10 protein-coding genes and 1 pseudogene are annotated in these 14,175 nt (G+C 62.2%); 7 read left to right on the top strand and 4 right to left on the bottom strand.

Annotation, left to right across the window (positions count from 1 at the left end; genetic code table 11):
* Positions 1-453: 453 nt before the first annotated feature.
* From KV697_RS00725 to KV697_RS00695, 7 genes and pseudogenes are all read left to right on the top strand, one after another.
* The gene (locus KV697_RS00725; RefSeq protein WP_257575484.1) at positions 454-2,931 is read left to right on the top strand and encodes a TonB-dependent receptor; all 2,478 of its coding nucleotides are present in this window, start codon (positions 454-456) and stop codon (positions 2,929-2,931) included.
* 149 nt (positions 2,932-3,080) lie between these two features.
* Complete coding sequence (locus KV697_RS00720) at positions 3,081-4,109, top strand: esterase-like activity of phytase family protein (protein WP_257575482.1); 1,029 nt, start codon at positions 3,081-3,083, stop codon at positions 4,107-4,109.
* A 73-nt stretch (positions 4,110-4,182) separates the two neighbouring features.
* Positions 4,183-4,850 (top strand): annotated as a pseudogene (locus tag KV697_RS00715) (IS5 family transposase).
* A gap of 91 nt (positions 4,851-4,941) precedes the next feature.
* Entirely contained in the window at positions 4,942-5,949 is a 1,008-nt protein-coding gene (locus tag KV697_RS00710) for an IS110 family transposase (protein ID WP_219019694.1), read from the top strand.
* A gap of 336 nt (positions 5,950-6,285) precedes the next feature.
* Positions 6,286-6,945, top strand: a complete 660-nt coding sequence (locus KV697_RS20290) for a phosphatase PAP2 family protein (RefSeq protein WP_219019693.1) — start codon at positions 6,286-6,288, stop codon at positions 6,943-6,945.
* A 161-nt stretch (positions 6,946-7,106) separates the two neighbouring features.
* On the top strand, positions 7,107-7,634 hold the full coding sequence (locus KV697_RS00700; RefSeq protein WP_219019692.1) for a hypothetical protein: 528 nt from the start codon (positions 7,107-7,109) through the stop codon (positions 7,632-7,634).
* Positions 7,634-8,116: a DUF421 domain-containing protein gene (locus KV697_RS00695; RefSeq protein ID WP_219019691.1), complete on the top strand. Its 483-nt coding sequence runs from the start codon at positions 7,634-7,636 to the stop codon at positions 8,114-8,116. The genes KV697_RS00700 and KV697_RS00695 overlap by 1 nt, the downstream gene beginning before the upstream one ends.
* Before the next feature lie 1,061 nt (positions 8,117-9,177).
* On the opposite strand, the gene KV697_RS00690 is transcribed toward KV697_RS00695, so the two are convergent.
* From KV697_RS00690 to KV697_RS00675, 4 genes are all read right to left on the bottom strand, one after another.
* Positions 9,178-10,224: an MFS transporter gene (locus KV697_RS00690; RefSeq protein ID WP_257575478.1), complete on the bottom strand. Its 1,047-nt coding sequence runs from the start codon at positions 10,222-10,224 to the stop codon at positions 9,178-9,180.
* Between the two features lie 117 nt (positions 10,225-10,341).
* Positions 10,342-11,808 carry an OprO/OprP family phosphate-selective porin gene (locus KV697_RS00685; RefSeq protein ID WP_219019690.1) on the bottom strand — a complete coding sequence of 489 codons (1,467 nt, stop codon included), beginning with the start codon at positions 11,806-11,808 and terminating at the stop codon, positions 10,342-10,344.
* A 98-nt stretch (positions 11,809-11,906) separates the two neighbouring features.
* Positions 11,907-13,229, bottom strand: coding sequence for an MFS transporter (locus KV697_RS00680; RefSeq protein WP_257575477.1), 1,323 nt, complete (start codon positions 13,227-13,229; stop codon positions 11,907-11,909).
* Positions 13,226-14,005 (bottom strand): substrate-binding domain-containing protein, encoded by a 780-nt coding sequence (locus KV697_RS00675; protein WP_257575476.1) that lies wholly within the window; start codon positions 14,003-14,005, stop codon positions 13,226-13,228. The genes KV697_RS00680 and KV697_RS00675 overlap by 4 nt, the downstream gene beginning before the upstream one ends.
* Positions 14,006-14,175 lie beyond the last annotated feature (170 nt).

Below are 14,175 nucleotides of genomic sequence, written 5' to 3'. Positions count from 1 at the left end.
GAAAACGCAGACGCGGCACCGCGCATTTTCAGACTATTTGAGCTGTACCGCTGTCGATGGCGAACTTGGTACCATCGAATGGCGGCGGCATGATTCGAGACCAGAAAGGCAACCCACTCAACAACGTCTGACGGCTCAGCGCCACGCCCTATTGAGATTCCACCGATCCACGCGATGACGGCGTGCCGCCCGTCCTCGTGCATGCCTTGCGCGACTAACCATTCCCCCGGTTTTAGCCCATCTTCAATGTCATGCGTCGGTCACCGATGAACCGCCGGGAATGAGCATCGACATCGGTCCTGCCATATTCGCATGTAAACATTGTCACATGGATGAAAAGTGCTGGTCATAAGGGGGCCTTCTTCCAACTCTCCCATGGAGGAATGCTTGAATAAGAACTGGACCGGCTTGGCCGGTATCGGTGGCGTGTGCCTGTGCGCCCTGATCCCTCAAATGGCATTTGCCCAAACGGCTGGCACCATCGCCGCCGAAGACCAGGCCAAGGACGATGTCATCGTGACTGCCGAGCGGGTGCGCAAGCCCGTGGTCATGGAACTGCCCAACTCGCCCAAAGCGCGGGCGATCGTCACGCAGGACTATATCGAGCACACCGTACCGGGACAGTCGATATTCAATGCGATCAACCTCGTACCGGGCGTCAACTATGTCGCGGGCGATCCTTATGGCGGCAATGGCGGCGGCATCCGCATGCGCGGCTTCGACGCCAGCCGTATCGCCTTCACCTTTGACGGCCTGCCGCTCAACGACGCGGGCAATTATGCCATCTATGCCAACCAGCAGATCGATCCCGAACTGGTCCAGTCGGTCAATGTCAATTTCGGGTCCACCGATGTGGACTCGCCGACGGCCAGTGCTGCGGGCGGTACGGTCAATTACCGCACGATCCTGCCGACCGAGACGCTGAGCGCAACAGCGGTCTATTCGCATGGCAGCGGCAACATGAACCGCGTCTTCGGCCTGATCAACACGGGCGATCTGACGTCCAGCGGAACGCGCGCTTGGGTTTCGGCCAGCAGCCAGAGCTACGACCTCTATCGCTACGCCAAGGTCCGCAAGAACCAGTATAATGCGCGGATCTATCAGCCGCTGGGCGGCAAGGATTTCCTGTCGCTGGCAGGTTTTTGGTATCAGCATCGCAATAACGGCTATGGCACGCCCTCGCTCGCCAATATCAACAGCGTGCTGGGTAATCCCTATCCGGCGTCCTCGAACGGACCGGTTCGAGTCGACCTGACCCGTGCCCAGTTCGACAAGCTGTTCGCCGACCAGACCAACAACTATCTCAACAGCGCCATCTGCGCGCTTCCGTCGCAGCTACAGGCCGCGAACGGCACGGTTCAGGATGACCGGTCGAGCTGCACCAATACGCGGCAGATCGGCCTGAACCCGGTCGATACTGGCAATATCCGGTTCAACAGTCTGTTCACCCTGACGGATCGTCTCACCTTCTCCATGGATGGCGGCTATACCTATACCCGCGCCAATGGCGGCGGCTCGACGGTATTTGCCGAAAGCGATGCCAATGCAGGCGCAAAGGGTGCCAATGGCAACCAGTTCGGGCGCATCGGCGCGGGCGTCGCCAACGGCCGCGATCTCAATGGCGATGGCGATACGCTGGACTATGTCCGTGCCTATTACCCGTCCAATACCATGACCCACCGCCTGATCGCGATCGCGGGCCTGCGGTACGACATCGATCCGAACAACCTCGTCCGCCTGGCTTATACTTGGGATCGCGCCCGGACGAAGCAGACCGGCGAGGCCAGCTATCTGCGCCCCGACGGCACGCCCTGGCTACCGTTCAGCGCCAGCGATGTCGACAATCCCCATGCGATGCTGGATGCCGCCGGGAATGTGCCCAACAAGCGCAATCGCCTGACCTATTCGATCCTGCATCAGCTGTCGGGCGAATATCGCGGCAAGCCGTTCGACGACTCCCTGTCGCTGACGGTCGGCCTGCGCGCGGCGCTGTTCCGGCGCAACATGAACAATTACTGCTACACCATTCCGGGTAGCAGCAACGAGGCCTATTGCACGTCGCAGACCCAGGCGCAGGTTCAGGCCGACAGCCGGACCCGGACTTTCGCGCCGCCCTATATGGGGCGCGTCAAGGAATATCGAGCGCTCCTGCCCAATGTCGGCCTGACCTGGCAGATGACGCCCGTGCTCAGCCTGTTCACCAGCTATACCAAGGGCTTCTCCGCGCCAAGCACCGAAGTCTATGCCTATGACGACAAGGTGATTCGCCCGCTCGGCGACGACGCGAAGCCCGAGCGAACCGACTCTTACGATCTGGGTCTTCGCTACACCATGGGGATTGCTCAGGCTCAGCTGGGCGGCTGGTACATCCGTTACGACAACCGCATCGTCAACGTGACCACCCCGGTCGAAGGCGGCGGGACGATCAGCATGGCCCGCAATGTCGGCGCGGTCGACAGCAAGGGTATCGACGCCTCGCTGTCGATCAGCCCGGCCCGCTGGTTGTCGCTCTACGGCTTCACCTCCTATATGACCGCGACGTTGAAGGATAATGTCCTGAACGCAGCGACGGGCCAGGTGGCCATCGCGACCAAGGGCAAGTCGCTGGTCGATACGCCCAACTGGCAATATGGCGGCCGGGCTCAGGTCAATCTGCCGTTCGGTGTCGTCGGCCTGTCGGCCAAGCATGTCGGCGACCGTTTCGTGACCGATGTCAACGACGTGAAGGTCGCGGGCTACACGCTGGTCGATTTGGACGCCCAGATCGGCATGGACTGGGTCGGCCTGAAGAAGACCTACGTCCAGATCAATGTCGTGAACCTGCTCAACAAGGCCTATTTTTCCAACTTGGGTACGACCACCAGCAATGGTGGCTTCTTCAATTTCGGCAATCCGCGCACGCTGATCGCCAGCGTTCATTTCCAGTTCTAATACAATCTTCGGAACTCCCCGGACGCAACGGAGCGAAAGCCTCGTCGCGTCCGGGCTTTGGCCATGAGGCGGAGGAACAGGTCATGACGCGCAAGGCGATACGGGGTGTGATGGCGATGCTGGCGGTCGGGCTCGCGCCAGCATCGTCCATGGCCGAACAGGCCAAGGCTCCGACGCTGGAACTGATCGGCGTCACAGCGATCCCCCATGACACCCGCTTTCAGGGTATCGCGGTAGGCGGACTGTCCGGACTCGATCGCCTGCCCGGAGGTAGCTATCTTGCCATTTCGGACGACAAGGGCGACGGGCGGCCGCCCCGTTTCTACCGGCTGTCGATTGCGCTCGATTCCAGGCGCCACCGAATGGAGGTAAAGGTGAATGCGCAGATATTGCTGCGTGACGCCCACGGCACGCCATTCCCCACCGATCGCTCGGTGGTCGATCCAGAAGCTATCCGTCATGCCCATGGGGACCATGTCTATTGGTCGTCGGAAGGAACCTGGAATGCGGACCCCGCCCGGCGCGTTCAGCCCGCCATCTATGAAAGCGATGCTGCTGGACGCATCCTGCGCAGTTTTTCGCTGCCGGCGACCTATCTCTATGTCGATAACCGAACACTCGGCGCGGTGTCCAACGGGGTGATCGAAGGATTGGCGGTCGGGCCGCGAGGGACGGTCTATGCGATCAACGAGGCCCCCGCCTATCAGGACGGCGCGACCGATGGCGGATCAGAGACGGTCATGCGCCACCGGCTGACCAGCTTCGACCCGAAGAGCGGCAAGCCGCTTCATCAATATATGTATGAGGTACCCGGCGGACGATATAGCGTATCCGAGTTGTTGGCGATCGATGACCGGCATTTCCTATCGATCGAGCGCATCGTTCCCTTTGACGCGCAGAAGGGTGTGATGGCCAGGATCGTTATGTCCGGCATCACCAATCGAACGACTGATATCCTGTCGTGTTCGGCCCTGACATCCTGCCCGGCTGTCCCAATGACCCGCACGGTGCTGCTCGACCTGCCGGAGCGGTATCAGGGCATTAAAATCGACAATCTCGAGGGTATGGCCTGGGGCCCGAGACTGCGGGATGGTCGCCGAACTCTCATCGTTGAGGCAGACGACAATTTCAGCAAGGCCGAGGTTTCCCAGTTCCTTGCATTCACGTTGAGCAACTAGGTTTGGAACCTATGCAAGCTGTTGAAGAAAAGATGCAAATACCGGCCTCTGATGCGTTCGGACACGAGCAGCTATGGCACGGCATCTGTTTTGGCTATCTGATGAGGCATGGGCGGCGATCGAGCCGCATCTCCCGCATGGCCGCCCCGGCAAGCCTCGCGTCGAGGATCGGACAGTGATCTTGAGCATTCCGCATGTTCTCAAGACAGGCTGCCGGTTGCGCGATGTTCCGGCGGCCTATGGACCGCCGTCCACCATCTACAATCGTTATAATCGATGGGCGTCACGCGGCATCTGGCAGCGGTTGTTCGAAAAGATCGCTGGTGCCGGGCCGGTGTCGAATGAATTGTCGATCGACGGCACACATGTGAAGGCCCACTGGCCAGCGGCCAGCCTGCCCAAAAAGGGTTTCTTTGCCGATGTATCGGGCGCACCAGGGGCGGTCTGAACTCCAAGCTGTATGCCATCTGCGATGATCGGGGCGCCCGCGCGTCATGCCGCTCACCGGGGGACAGATGAGCGGCTACAAGGGCACAGCCCTCATGTTCGAGGCGATACCGCCCGCTCCCATTCCGCCCGCCGATCCCGCATGATACCGCCCTCTAGCAGCGTCGCCACAGGATCGAGAACATGTTCGGCCGCCTCAAGGACTGGCGACGCGTCGCAACCCGCTACGATCGCTGCCCCACGGCGTTCTTCTCCGCCATCGCACTCGCTGCCACCGTCATCTTCTGGCTGTGATCAATGAGTCATCGTGTAATTTGTGGCTGCTTCCCCGGGCCGGCTGAGCGGCGCACCTTCTGGTTGTCGGACCTAAAGGAAGGAAGCAGCTATGAAGCACTATGCCGGAATAGACCTGTCGATGGAAACGTCGCACGTCTGCATTGTCGATGCCGAAGGGCGCAAGGTCGCAGCGCAATGCGTGGACAGCACGCCGGAAGCGATCGCCGCGCTGCTGGAACGCCATGGTCCGATGGAACGCGTGGTGATCGAGACCGGCCGGATGACGCCATGGGTTACGCGTGGCCTGCACGAGCTGGGCGTCGCGATAGTGTGCATCGACGCGCGCCAGGCCCACCAGAGTCTCAAGGCGATGAAGGCGAACAAGACTGATCTACATGATGCGGCGGGCCTCGCACAGTTGGCCCGGACAGGCTTTTACAAGGAGGTGCACGTCAAATTGCCGACGTCGCATGGGGTGCGCTCGGTGATCACCGCCCGCGCGCATCTGGTCGAAGCACGTGTCCGGCTCGACAACACCAGCCGCGGCCTCTGCGCCACCTTCGGGATCAGGCCGGGTGCCGGCCAGGGCGAGCGGTTCCTCGCGCGGGTGCAAGCCGCCATTGCTGTCCCGGGTCTCGGCGAGGCGGTGGCCGCACTGCTCCGGGCGCGGGTCGGCCTAGTTGATGAGATCCGCCAAATGGATCGCGAACTCAAGGCGATCAGCATCGCCTCTCCGGCCTGTCAGGCCCTGATGAGCATCCCTGGCGTCGGCGTGCAGACCTCGGCTGCGTTCGCTGCCGCCGTCGATGAGGCGGGCCGGTTCAAGCGGTCGCGCACGGCTGGTGCCTATTTTGGCCTCGTCCCGCGCCGGCGCCAGTCCGGCGAACTCGACTGGACAGGCCGGATCACCAAGCGGGGCGATGGCACCGTCCGCAAGCTGCTCTACGAAGCGGCCAACTCGATCCTGACGCGCACGCGCCAGACCTTCGCGCTGAAGACTTGGGCGCTGAAGATCGCCAAGCGACGCGGTCCCAAGAAGGCCTGGGTCGCGCTCGCCCGCCGCCTTGCCGTCATCATGCACGCCATGTTGCGCGACGGCACCTTGTTCGAGGCCTGAAAAGAGGTAAGCTCCCTTCGCCAGCGGTGATGCTCTCCAGCTGACCCGATGGCGGTGTCCCGCGAGGGAACGCAGGGACGGATGATCTGCGAAGGTTATCAGATGGGCTGCCAAGCCCGCTTCGGGTCAATGCAACGTCCGGCCTTGTGAGACCCGATACAGCACCACCGACCAACAGGTTGGTGAGTGCGGACATATCCTTGAGACCTTCAAGGGACAACCGCCGAGCGGAAGCAAATTACAGATCCTGAGCCTAAGGCAGAAGGCATTCAATAAAACTGTGCATTCTCACACGGCCTGATGGAGCCAACGGATTGATCCATCTGTTGAACGGCTATGAATGGAGCACGCATACCTACCGCTGTCGAAGAGGCCGACCATAGAATCACCTCAGAAGTGAACGACAAGCGCGATAGCTGGCCAGTGCGGCTGGTTGGCGCCGCCAGCGAGATCGGTGATCAGCCACAGATGCGGATGATCTGCGCTGCCGCGATCGCGGATGGTATTGCGCGACGGGATCTGCATCTGACCAGGACCGGCTTCAGAATGTTTGCGGCTCACACGCTTGCGACCTGGGTCAAGAGCCGCATCAAAGCCGTGATCAACCGTAGGCGCCCGAAAGACGGTGATGATCCACGCGTGCGGGAAGGTGATAGCGACCGTCACGAAGACAATTCGTTCCCGTCTGGGCACAGCGCCGGTGCGGTCGGGGTCGGAGAGGCGATTGCGCGGGCATATCCTGATCATGCGGTAGCTGCCCGTGGTGCGGCATTGTCAGTTTCCATCGTGCAGGTGCCCCGCGGGACGCATTATGCTGGTGATGTTCTAGCTGGGATAGCCATTGGCCTAATCGCTGAACGCGTGAGCGATGCGGCGATCGATTTAGCGGCGCGATGGGTGAGGCGTGCGCTTGCAGAGCCGCAGCATTCGATCGGTGGCGACGCCGGTCACTTGTCTTGCAGTGGTGCTGTCGTCGCCTCGGCTTCAGCACGATAGCAAGGACATGGGATCATCCCAATCGCGCTTTATTGACCTGAGTTTATTGCATTAACACACACTTGCGGCCCTTATGCCTCATGATGCGATGTACCCGCGAGGATCGAGCTATATGACGTCGTGCCTACACGTCTGCGAGACAAAATGGCTCGATGAGCTAGATGGGTGATACCGATCTGCCTGACGGCATCAAGGAGCGCCATGTGGCACCCGTTCGAGGGCTTCGGGCGCACGCCAGCCCACTCGCGTTCATCGTGCTAGGTACGGCTATGGCATTTGCGGCGACTGGACTTCTTGGCGGTGCACCTGCGCCCGTGACGTCTGTCTCTGCTCCCGCCGCTTCGTTGGAACTGAAGATCGCCCGGCCACTACGCAGCGGCTTGTTCTTCGAGACCCACATCCGGGTCACAGCGCGACAAGCCATTGCCAAGCCGGTGATCGGGGTGGACGCATCCCTATGGCGCGATTTGACCATCAACAGCCAAGTCCCAGCCCCCGCCAACGAGAGCTTCAAGGACGGGCAGTATTGCTTTGAGTATGGTTCCTTGAAGGCGGGGGAGACGTTGGAGGTCAAAATAGACGGCCAGACGAATCCGCCGTTGATCGGGCGCGTAGCAGGAAACGTCACGCTTCTGGACGACGATGCGCCGCTGACCAAGGCCCATGTCACCATCCCGGTCCTGCCATAATGGACATCGTCCTACGGGCTTCCGTCACATTCGCGGCGCTCTACCTGTTGCTGAGGCTGCTGGGGAAACGCGAGATCGGCCAGCTGACGCCATTCGAATTGGTGGTCATCGTGGTGATGGGCGATCTGGTTCAGCAAGGTGTCACGCATAACGACTTCAGCCTCACCGGATCGATCCTGGCGATCGCCACGTTCGCGTTCTGGGCCTTGGTAATGAGCTGGGCGACCTATCTCTCGCCCAGGCTGGAGACGCTCTTGGACGGTCGGCCGCAGGTCATCATTCGGGATGGCGAACTGATCAAGGCGAATCTCCGCCGCGACCGCATCACGCGCGCAGAGGTCGAAGCCGAGATGCGCCTAGCGGGCATCGCCCACATGAATCAGGTCGCCTGGGCAATCCTGGAGACACAGGGCAAGATCAGTTTCATTCGCAAAGATGGTGGTGAGGTGAAGCCCGACGACGACAACGCTGCTACTGCGTAACGCGATGCACGCCGTCACGATGGTGGAAACCCCGTCTCGGATAAATCGTTCGGCGGGGGTGTAGGAGAAGACCGATCGCCCATGCCAGCAATGTCGTCTATTGCGACGGACCGAACAGCCCCCACGCTTTCGACATCATCCCGCTTCAGCCGCGAAACGGGAACCTGGATGCGAAATGCCCGATTTGCCGGGGGTACGGGCAATGGAACACCGAGATCGATCTGGTCAGCTTCCGGTGCAAGCGGGCAATCTGCGATTATTGCCACGGGGCGGGGTGGATAGAGACCGGCAACGACCCGGTAGGGCATGCCGACATCACCGTGTCACCGGAAGGTTATCCGCAATGGGTGATCGCATACGAGCCGCATCAAGATCCGGATCGGCCTATCTCCGATCCGGCAGGTCCGCTATCGCCTAACCAGATCGATCGCCAAGCTGTCAAAGGGGGCTCCCGAGGCGGAAGACGAGACGTATTGGCGCATAGTCACATTCTTACAGAAAAGGGCAAGTCGGAGCCTTAAAGCCATACCGCCTAGATGGCATTACGAAGGTGCCCAAGTCTCGGTGGAAGTAGAACGACCAGATTTGGGCTTAAATGGCCGCCCTTCCCTTTTGTCGCACAGATCCAGAAACGGTCGTTCAGTGGCAGAGGGCCGCTTCCCACTTCCGCCGCTTGTTCATCCCGCCTCTATGGTCCTTCAGCGCGGATGCCGCGCTGAATGCGTCGTCGCGGGCCGCCTCACGCGGAAGGCGCCGTTATTCGACCTGCTACCGGAGTCAATTCGATCCGAGCTCGTTGGGCGAGCTCAAATTTGGCATATGCCCGCGATCGTCTTCAGCACTGTTATCATTCTCACGATGGACTATTGCTGCCGCGCTCCCACTCATCGCCGCGCCCGCATCGGGGGCAAAGCGGCTGTTCCAGATGATCGCCGAGGTGGAGATCACCGCCACCACCACGAAGGCGGCCGAGAAGCTGCCCAGCGTCGGCCCGTCCTTCCCCTCGACCAGCGTCCGCAGTTCCAGCACGGTCGCGGCGGTACAGATGCCTAGAGGCAACGTCAGTTGCTGGAAGGTGGCATAGAAGCTGGTCGCGGCGCTCGTCCGCTCCTTCTCGACATCGGCATAGGCGATCGCGTTGAACCCGGCGAACTGAAACGAGGTGAAGAAGCCCGACAGGGCCAGCACGAAGGTGATGAGCGGGGGCGGCCAGTCGGGACGGAACAGAACAGCACGCATGTCGCATAGCCCGCGCTGCTCACCGGCCCCGAGACGATCAGGCTGCGCCGAAAGCCCCAGCGGCGCAGGACACGCGGCGCGAGCGCCTTAATCGCCAGCGCCCCGACCGCGCCTGCGATGGTGATCGTTCCCGTCTTGGCCGCGCTGCGGCCGAAGCCGAGCTGGAACATGAGCGGCAGCAGGAATGGCTGCGCCCCTTGAGTGATCCGCGTCAGCGATCCGCCGATCACCGACAGGCGAAAGGTTGGCACGCTCCTCAGCGTGGGGTCCAGGATCGGATCATGCGTATGCCGCGCGTGACGGATATACAGCCAGCCGGACACCGCACCGATGATGAGCCGGACCAGCGCGATCCAGCCCGTCCCCGGACGGCTCGCCGGCTCGAACCCGAACAACAGGCGGCCCAGCGACACGCCCGACAGGACGAAGCCCGACACGTCGAACCGCGACCGCGCATCGCCGCGCACCTCGGGCACCGGCATCCAGGTATCGATGATCCCGATCGGGATGTTAAGGTAGAAGAACCAGCGCCAGTCTAGCCAGGTGACGATGAAACCACCCAGCGGCGGCCCCAGGATCGCCCCGGCAAGCGCAGGCATGACCAGCCAGGACAGCGCCTGGACCATATCCTCCTTGGCGACGCTGCGCAGCAGGACGAGCCGCCCGACCGGCACCATCATCGCCCCGCCAATTCCTTGCAGGAAGCGGGCGGCGATCAGGGTCGACAGCGACCCCGACTGGGCACACAGGATGGAGCCGAGCAGGAAGATGCCGATCGCCGATGAGAAGATGGTGCGTGATCCGACCTTGTCGGCCAACGTCCCGCTCGCCGCGATGAACCGCGCCGAGGCAACGACGAGCGCAATCACCCCGTAGCCGCGGGGCTAGGCGGACTGCGACCGGGGCGCGCCGCTGGCCACCGCCTCGACGCCGGGGGCCAGACCAGGTACTCCCAACTGCATCGCGTTCCATTCGTCATGAGATGGCTAGAATGCGATCTGCGCACGACCGAGCAGAGTTTGGCCATGATCCTTGACCGGTCGCTGGGCGACCGGGTTGGCTACCGACCAATCGATCGCGTTGAGCTGCAGGCGCACAAAGTTATTCAGGTACCAATTCACCCCCAGCGTCAGGGCAGTACCGCGTCCTGCGGTCGGATTGTCGCTGTAATCCAGTTCCTCGTAGCGGGTAGCGAACTCGACGGCCCCGCTACCGCCCGAGGTGAAGGGGCGAAGCACGCGAGGTCGACTCCACACGCCGCCCCGCGTCAGATAGGGAGGGGTTTCACCAGTCAGAAACCAACCGCCCTGCACCGCCCAGGCCCTCTGTTCGGTCGAGGCCCCCACGACATCGTGCAGCGTCCGCGCTCCATATTCGCCATAGGCCCAGAATTGCTTGTGGAAGGTCCCGAGTTCAAACCCATATCCATCACCCGACGCAGCGTTCGGGAATGATCCCGGCGCTATGCGCAGATTGTCGTTGAAGAAGCCACCCACCGCGATGCTGCGAGTGGGGCGGCTGGCGTCTGCGGCGATGCTCTCATGAAAGCCCCACAATCCCAGATGGACCAGCCAGTTCGACGTCTTTACCGGGTTCCAGTGCGCACGGGCGGCGATCGTCAGGCCGTCGCTCTGGGTACCGGGGTTGCTTATGTCGTCGCCCGACACCTGAACGCCGACATGCCAGTCATCGCCGTACACGCGTGCCGCGGCGCCCAATCCGAAGAAGCCGCGAACGGGAATGATGCCTTGGCCGACGAAATTCCGCTCCATAAAGGGAACCGAGATCGTTCCACTCGATCCGTCCAGGCCGCGATCATTCAGCCGGTTACCCAGTGCGAATTCCGTCTGCTGCCCCATGAACCGGGTGGTCCAGGCGACATAGGCCGACTTGATGGCCGGATCATTGTCGGCGAAATCCCCCTCGAGCAGATAGGAGAGATGTTTGCCGATCGCGCCCTCGAACCCGATCCGCAGTGATCGGGCCTGGGTCGCGACGATATTGCGCGTCGGTACCGCACTGCCCGTCGTACCCGCCCAGTCGACCAGGATACGTCCGCGCGGTCGGAAGGAGAATTTCCCATCGGCACTGGTGAATTCGGGCGTGCCCTTTGACCAGTCGACATGCACCTCATCCTTGCGCGCCTGCTCGATCCTGGCAAGCCGGGCTTCCAGCGAAGGGGGATGAGATTCGGACGGAAGCGCTTGGCCCAGCGGGAGAGGATTTCGTTGCGGTGCGACGGTCAACCTGGCGGAATTTGCAGGCAAGGCAGGTGGCGGCGGTGCAGCAGCCTGCCCCTCGACCGCAGCCAGGCGCGCCTCCAGCCGAGCGATCTGCGCCTGCTGCTGCTCGACCAGCCGGGTCAGCCTGCCGATATCGTCCTGTCCCGTCTGTTCGGCTGCGACGGGCATGGCGGTGCACAGGCCCATGGCAAGCATGGCTCCTCGATACATGATGGCATCCTCTCCTGGGGTGGGCGTGCGGATCGCGGCCGCCGCCTCATCGTTGGTCGCCGCGCCCGCCCGTCCGGATCGCGGCGACCGGTCGGCCCTTAGTTGGCCTCGCGCCTGGTCAGGCGCGATCCGATGACCAGCGCCAGCAGTGACAGCAGGGCAGCGGCGGCGCACCATGCGCCAGGGATCGCCTTGTCACCCGTCACCCCGATCAGCGCGGTGCTGATCGCCGGGGTGAAGCCACCGAAGATCGCGGTTGCCAGGCTATAGGCCAGACTGAAACCGACGGTACGGACATGCGCCGGAATGACCTCGGTCAAATAGACGATGAACGCGCCGTTATAGGTGGCGTAGATGGCGGCGAGCAGCAGCTCGACCGTCAACAGCCGCCCAAAGCTGGGCGCAGCGACCAGCCAGCTCATCAGCGGATAGGCAAGCAACGCGCCAAGGACCGTTGCGGCGATGAGCAGCGGTCGACGTCCTATCCGATCGGACAATGCGCCCATGACCGGAAGCAACACGAAGTTGGTCACGCCCACGCATGCGGTGACGAATAGTGCCGAGCCCGGCGTCAGCGACAGGACCTTGTTGCCGAAGGTCGGGGTATAGGCGGTGATCATGTAGAAGAAGACGGTCGTCATCACCGCCATCAGCGCACCCTGGAGCACGACACCCCAATTGCCGCCGATGGTCCGGATGATCTGCGATAGCTGGGGATGCTCCTTGCGCTGCAGGAAGACCTCCGTCTCTTCCATGTGACGGCGGATGACGAACAGGAACGGGATCATCACGCAGCCGATGATGAACGGAATGCGCCAGCCCCAGGCCTGCATCGTGGCGGGATCGAGACTGCTCGACACGATGAGCCCGATCACGGCAGCGAAGACCACCGCCGCCTGTTGGCTGGCCGACTGCCACGAACAGAAGAAGCCCTTCTTGTCGGGCGGCGCGATCTCATTGAGATAAACCGATACGCCGCCAACCTCGACGCCCGCCGACAGGCCCTGTACCAGCCGACCAAGCAGGATGATGACCGGCGCGGCGAGACCGATCTGGGCATATGTCGGCGTGGCGGCAATCGCGAGCGTACCGAAAGCCATCAGGCCTAGCGTCAGCAGCAATCCCTGACGCCGCCCATGCTTGTCGATATACGCCCCCAGCACCAGCGCACCGACCGGGCGCATCAGGAAGCCCGCGCCGAAGGTCATCAGGGTGAGCATCAGCGACGCGAAATCACTCCCCGTCGGAAAGAATGCCTTCGAGATGTAGGTGGCGTAATAACCGAACACCATGAAGTCGAACATCTCCAGGAAGTTGCCGCTGGCAACGATGAAGATCGACTTGAACGCCGACTTGCGGCGCGCATCGGAAACAGAGGCCACTGCGGGAGCAGCGGCCGTAGCGGCGATTGCCTGTGTCATGGCTTGGCCTTTTGCGATGGGGGTTCCAGTCCGCTGTCGCGGATGATTGGATGAGCTTTGGCCGAGGCGAGATAGGCGATCAGCGCCCTGGCCTCGGTTTGATGCGGGGAATAGGCGACGACGCCCGCGGAGAAAGGCGTGACCTTCTGGAGCGAAGCGGGAAGCAGACCAACTATGCGGATGCCCCGGACCGGCTTCAACTCGCTCAATTGCTGGAAGCCGATCTCGGCTTGGCCTCGAGCGACGATACGACCGACAGGCGTGGCGGGGATCATCCGGCCCTTGGGACGAACCTGATCGGCGATGCCCAGCTTATCGAGCATCGTCGACTGGATATAGACGCCCGACGCGCTATCGGACCATGCGACCGACTTGGCATGGATCAGCGTGTCGCGAACCGCGTCCGGCGTACTGATATTCGGAACTGGCGCGCCCGCCTTCACGGCGACCGCAATCTTGGACAGGCCGAGATCGGTCACCGTGTCGGCAGTCACGGTGCCGGCATGGGCCAGCTTGTCGAGGCCACTACGCGCCAGGATAACGACGTCGGCATCCTCACGTCGAGCAAGCCGGGCGGGGATCGCCTGCGGCGTGTCGCCCATGGACGGCCCATGTTCGGTAACGATATGGACGCCCGTTTCTCGCTCATATTGCTTGGCCAGCGCGGCGAACGCCGTGGTGAAGCCGCCCGAGGTCACGACGTGAAGCTCATGTATCGTGGCTGGCTTGGTATCCCGCGCGAAGGACGGACCGGTCAGCGTCGCAAGGCTCAGCAAGAGCGCGGTTCGGAGGCCCCTGCGTCGCACGCCGTATGGCGCAACCCCTGCCCAGGGCGCAAATCTTTCAAATCTCATCGGAACACCTCTCGTCCGCCCCGCTTGGCGCGGGTTCTCTGTTCGGTGGAGGCTTGAGCCACCACGCCTTGCGCGCCAATAAGCATTACCGG

It is taken from the genome of Sphingomonas sanguinis, assembly GCF_019297835.1.
GTDB classification, from domain to species: Bacteria; Pseudomonadota; Alphaproteobacteria; order Sphingomonadales; family Sphingomonadaceae; genus Sphingomonas; species Sphingomonas sanguinis_D.
Note: the sequence above shows the minus strand (reverse complement) of the source record. Positions and strands in the feature narration are given on the sequence as shown.

Coding starts and splice junctions, on each gene's coding strand:
- KV697_RS00725 (WP_257575484.1), top strand. CDS start 454: ATGGCATTTGCCCAAACGGCTGGCACCATCGCCGCCGAAGACCAGGCC.
- KV697_RS00720 (WP_257575482.1), top strand. CDS start 3,081: ATGGCCGAACAGGCCAAGGCTCCGACGCTGGAACTGATCGGCGTCACA.
- KV697_RS00710 (WP_219019694.1), top strand. CDS start 4,942: ATGAAGCACTATGCCGGAATAGACCTGTCGATGGAAACGTCGCACGTC.
- KV697_RS20290 (WP_219019693.1), top strand. CDS start 6,286: ATGAATGGAGCACGCATACCTACCGCTGTCGAAGAGGCCGACCATAGA.
- KV697_RS00700 (WP_219019692.1), top strand. CDS start 7,107: ATGGGTGATACCGATCTGCCTGACGGCATCAAGGAGCGCCATGTGGCA.
- KV697_RS00695 (WP_219019691.1), top strand. CDS start 7,634: ATGGACATCGTCCTACGGGCTTCCGTCACATTCGCGGCGCTCTACCTG.
- KV697_RS00685 (WP_219019690.1), bottom strand. CDS start 11,808: ATGTATCGAGGAGCCATGCTTGCCATGGGCCTGTGCACCGCCATGCCC.
- KV697_RS00680 (WP_257575477.1), bottom strand. CDS start 13,229: ATGACACAGGCAATCGCCGCTACGGCCGCTGCTCCCGCAGTGGCCTCT.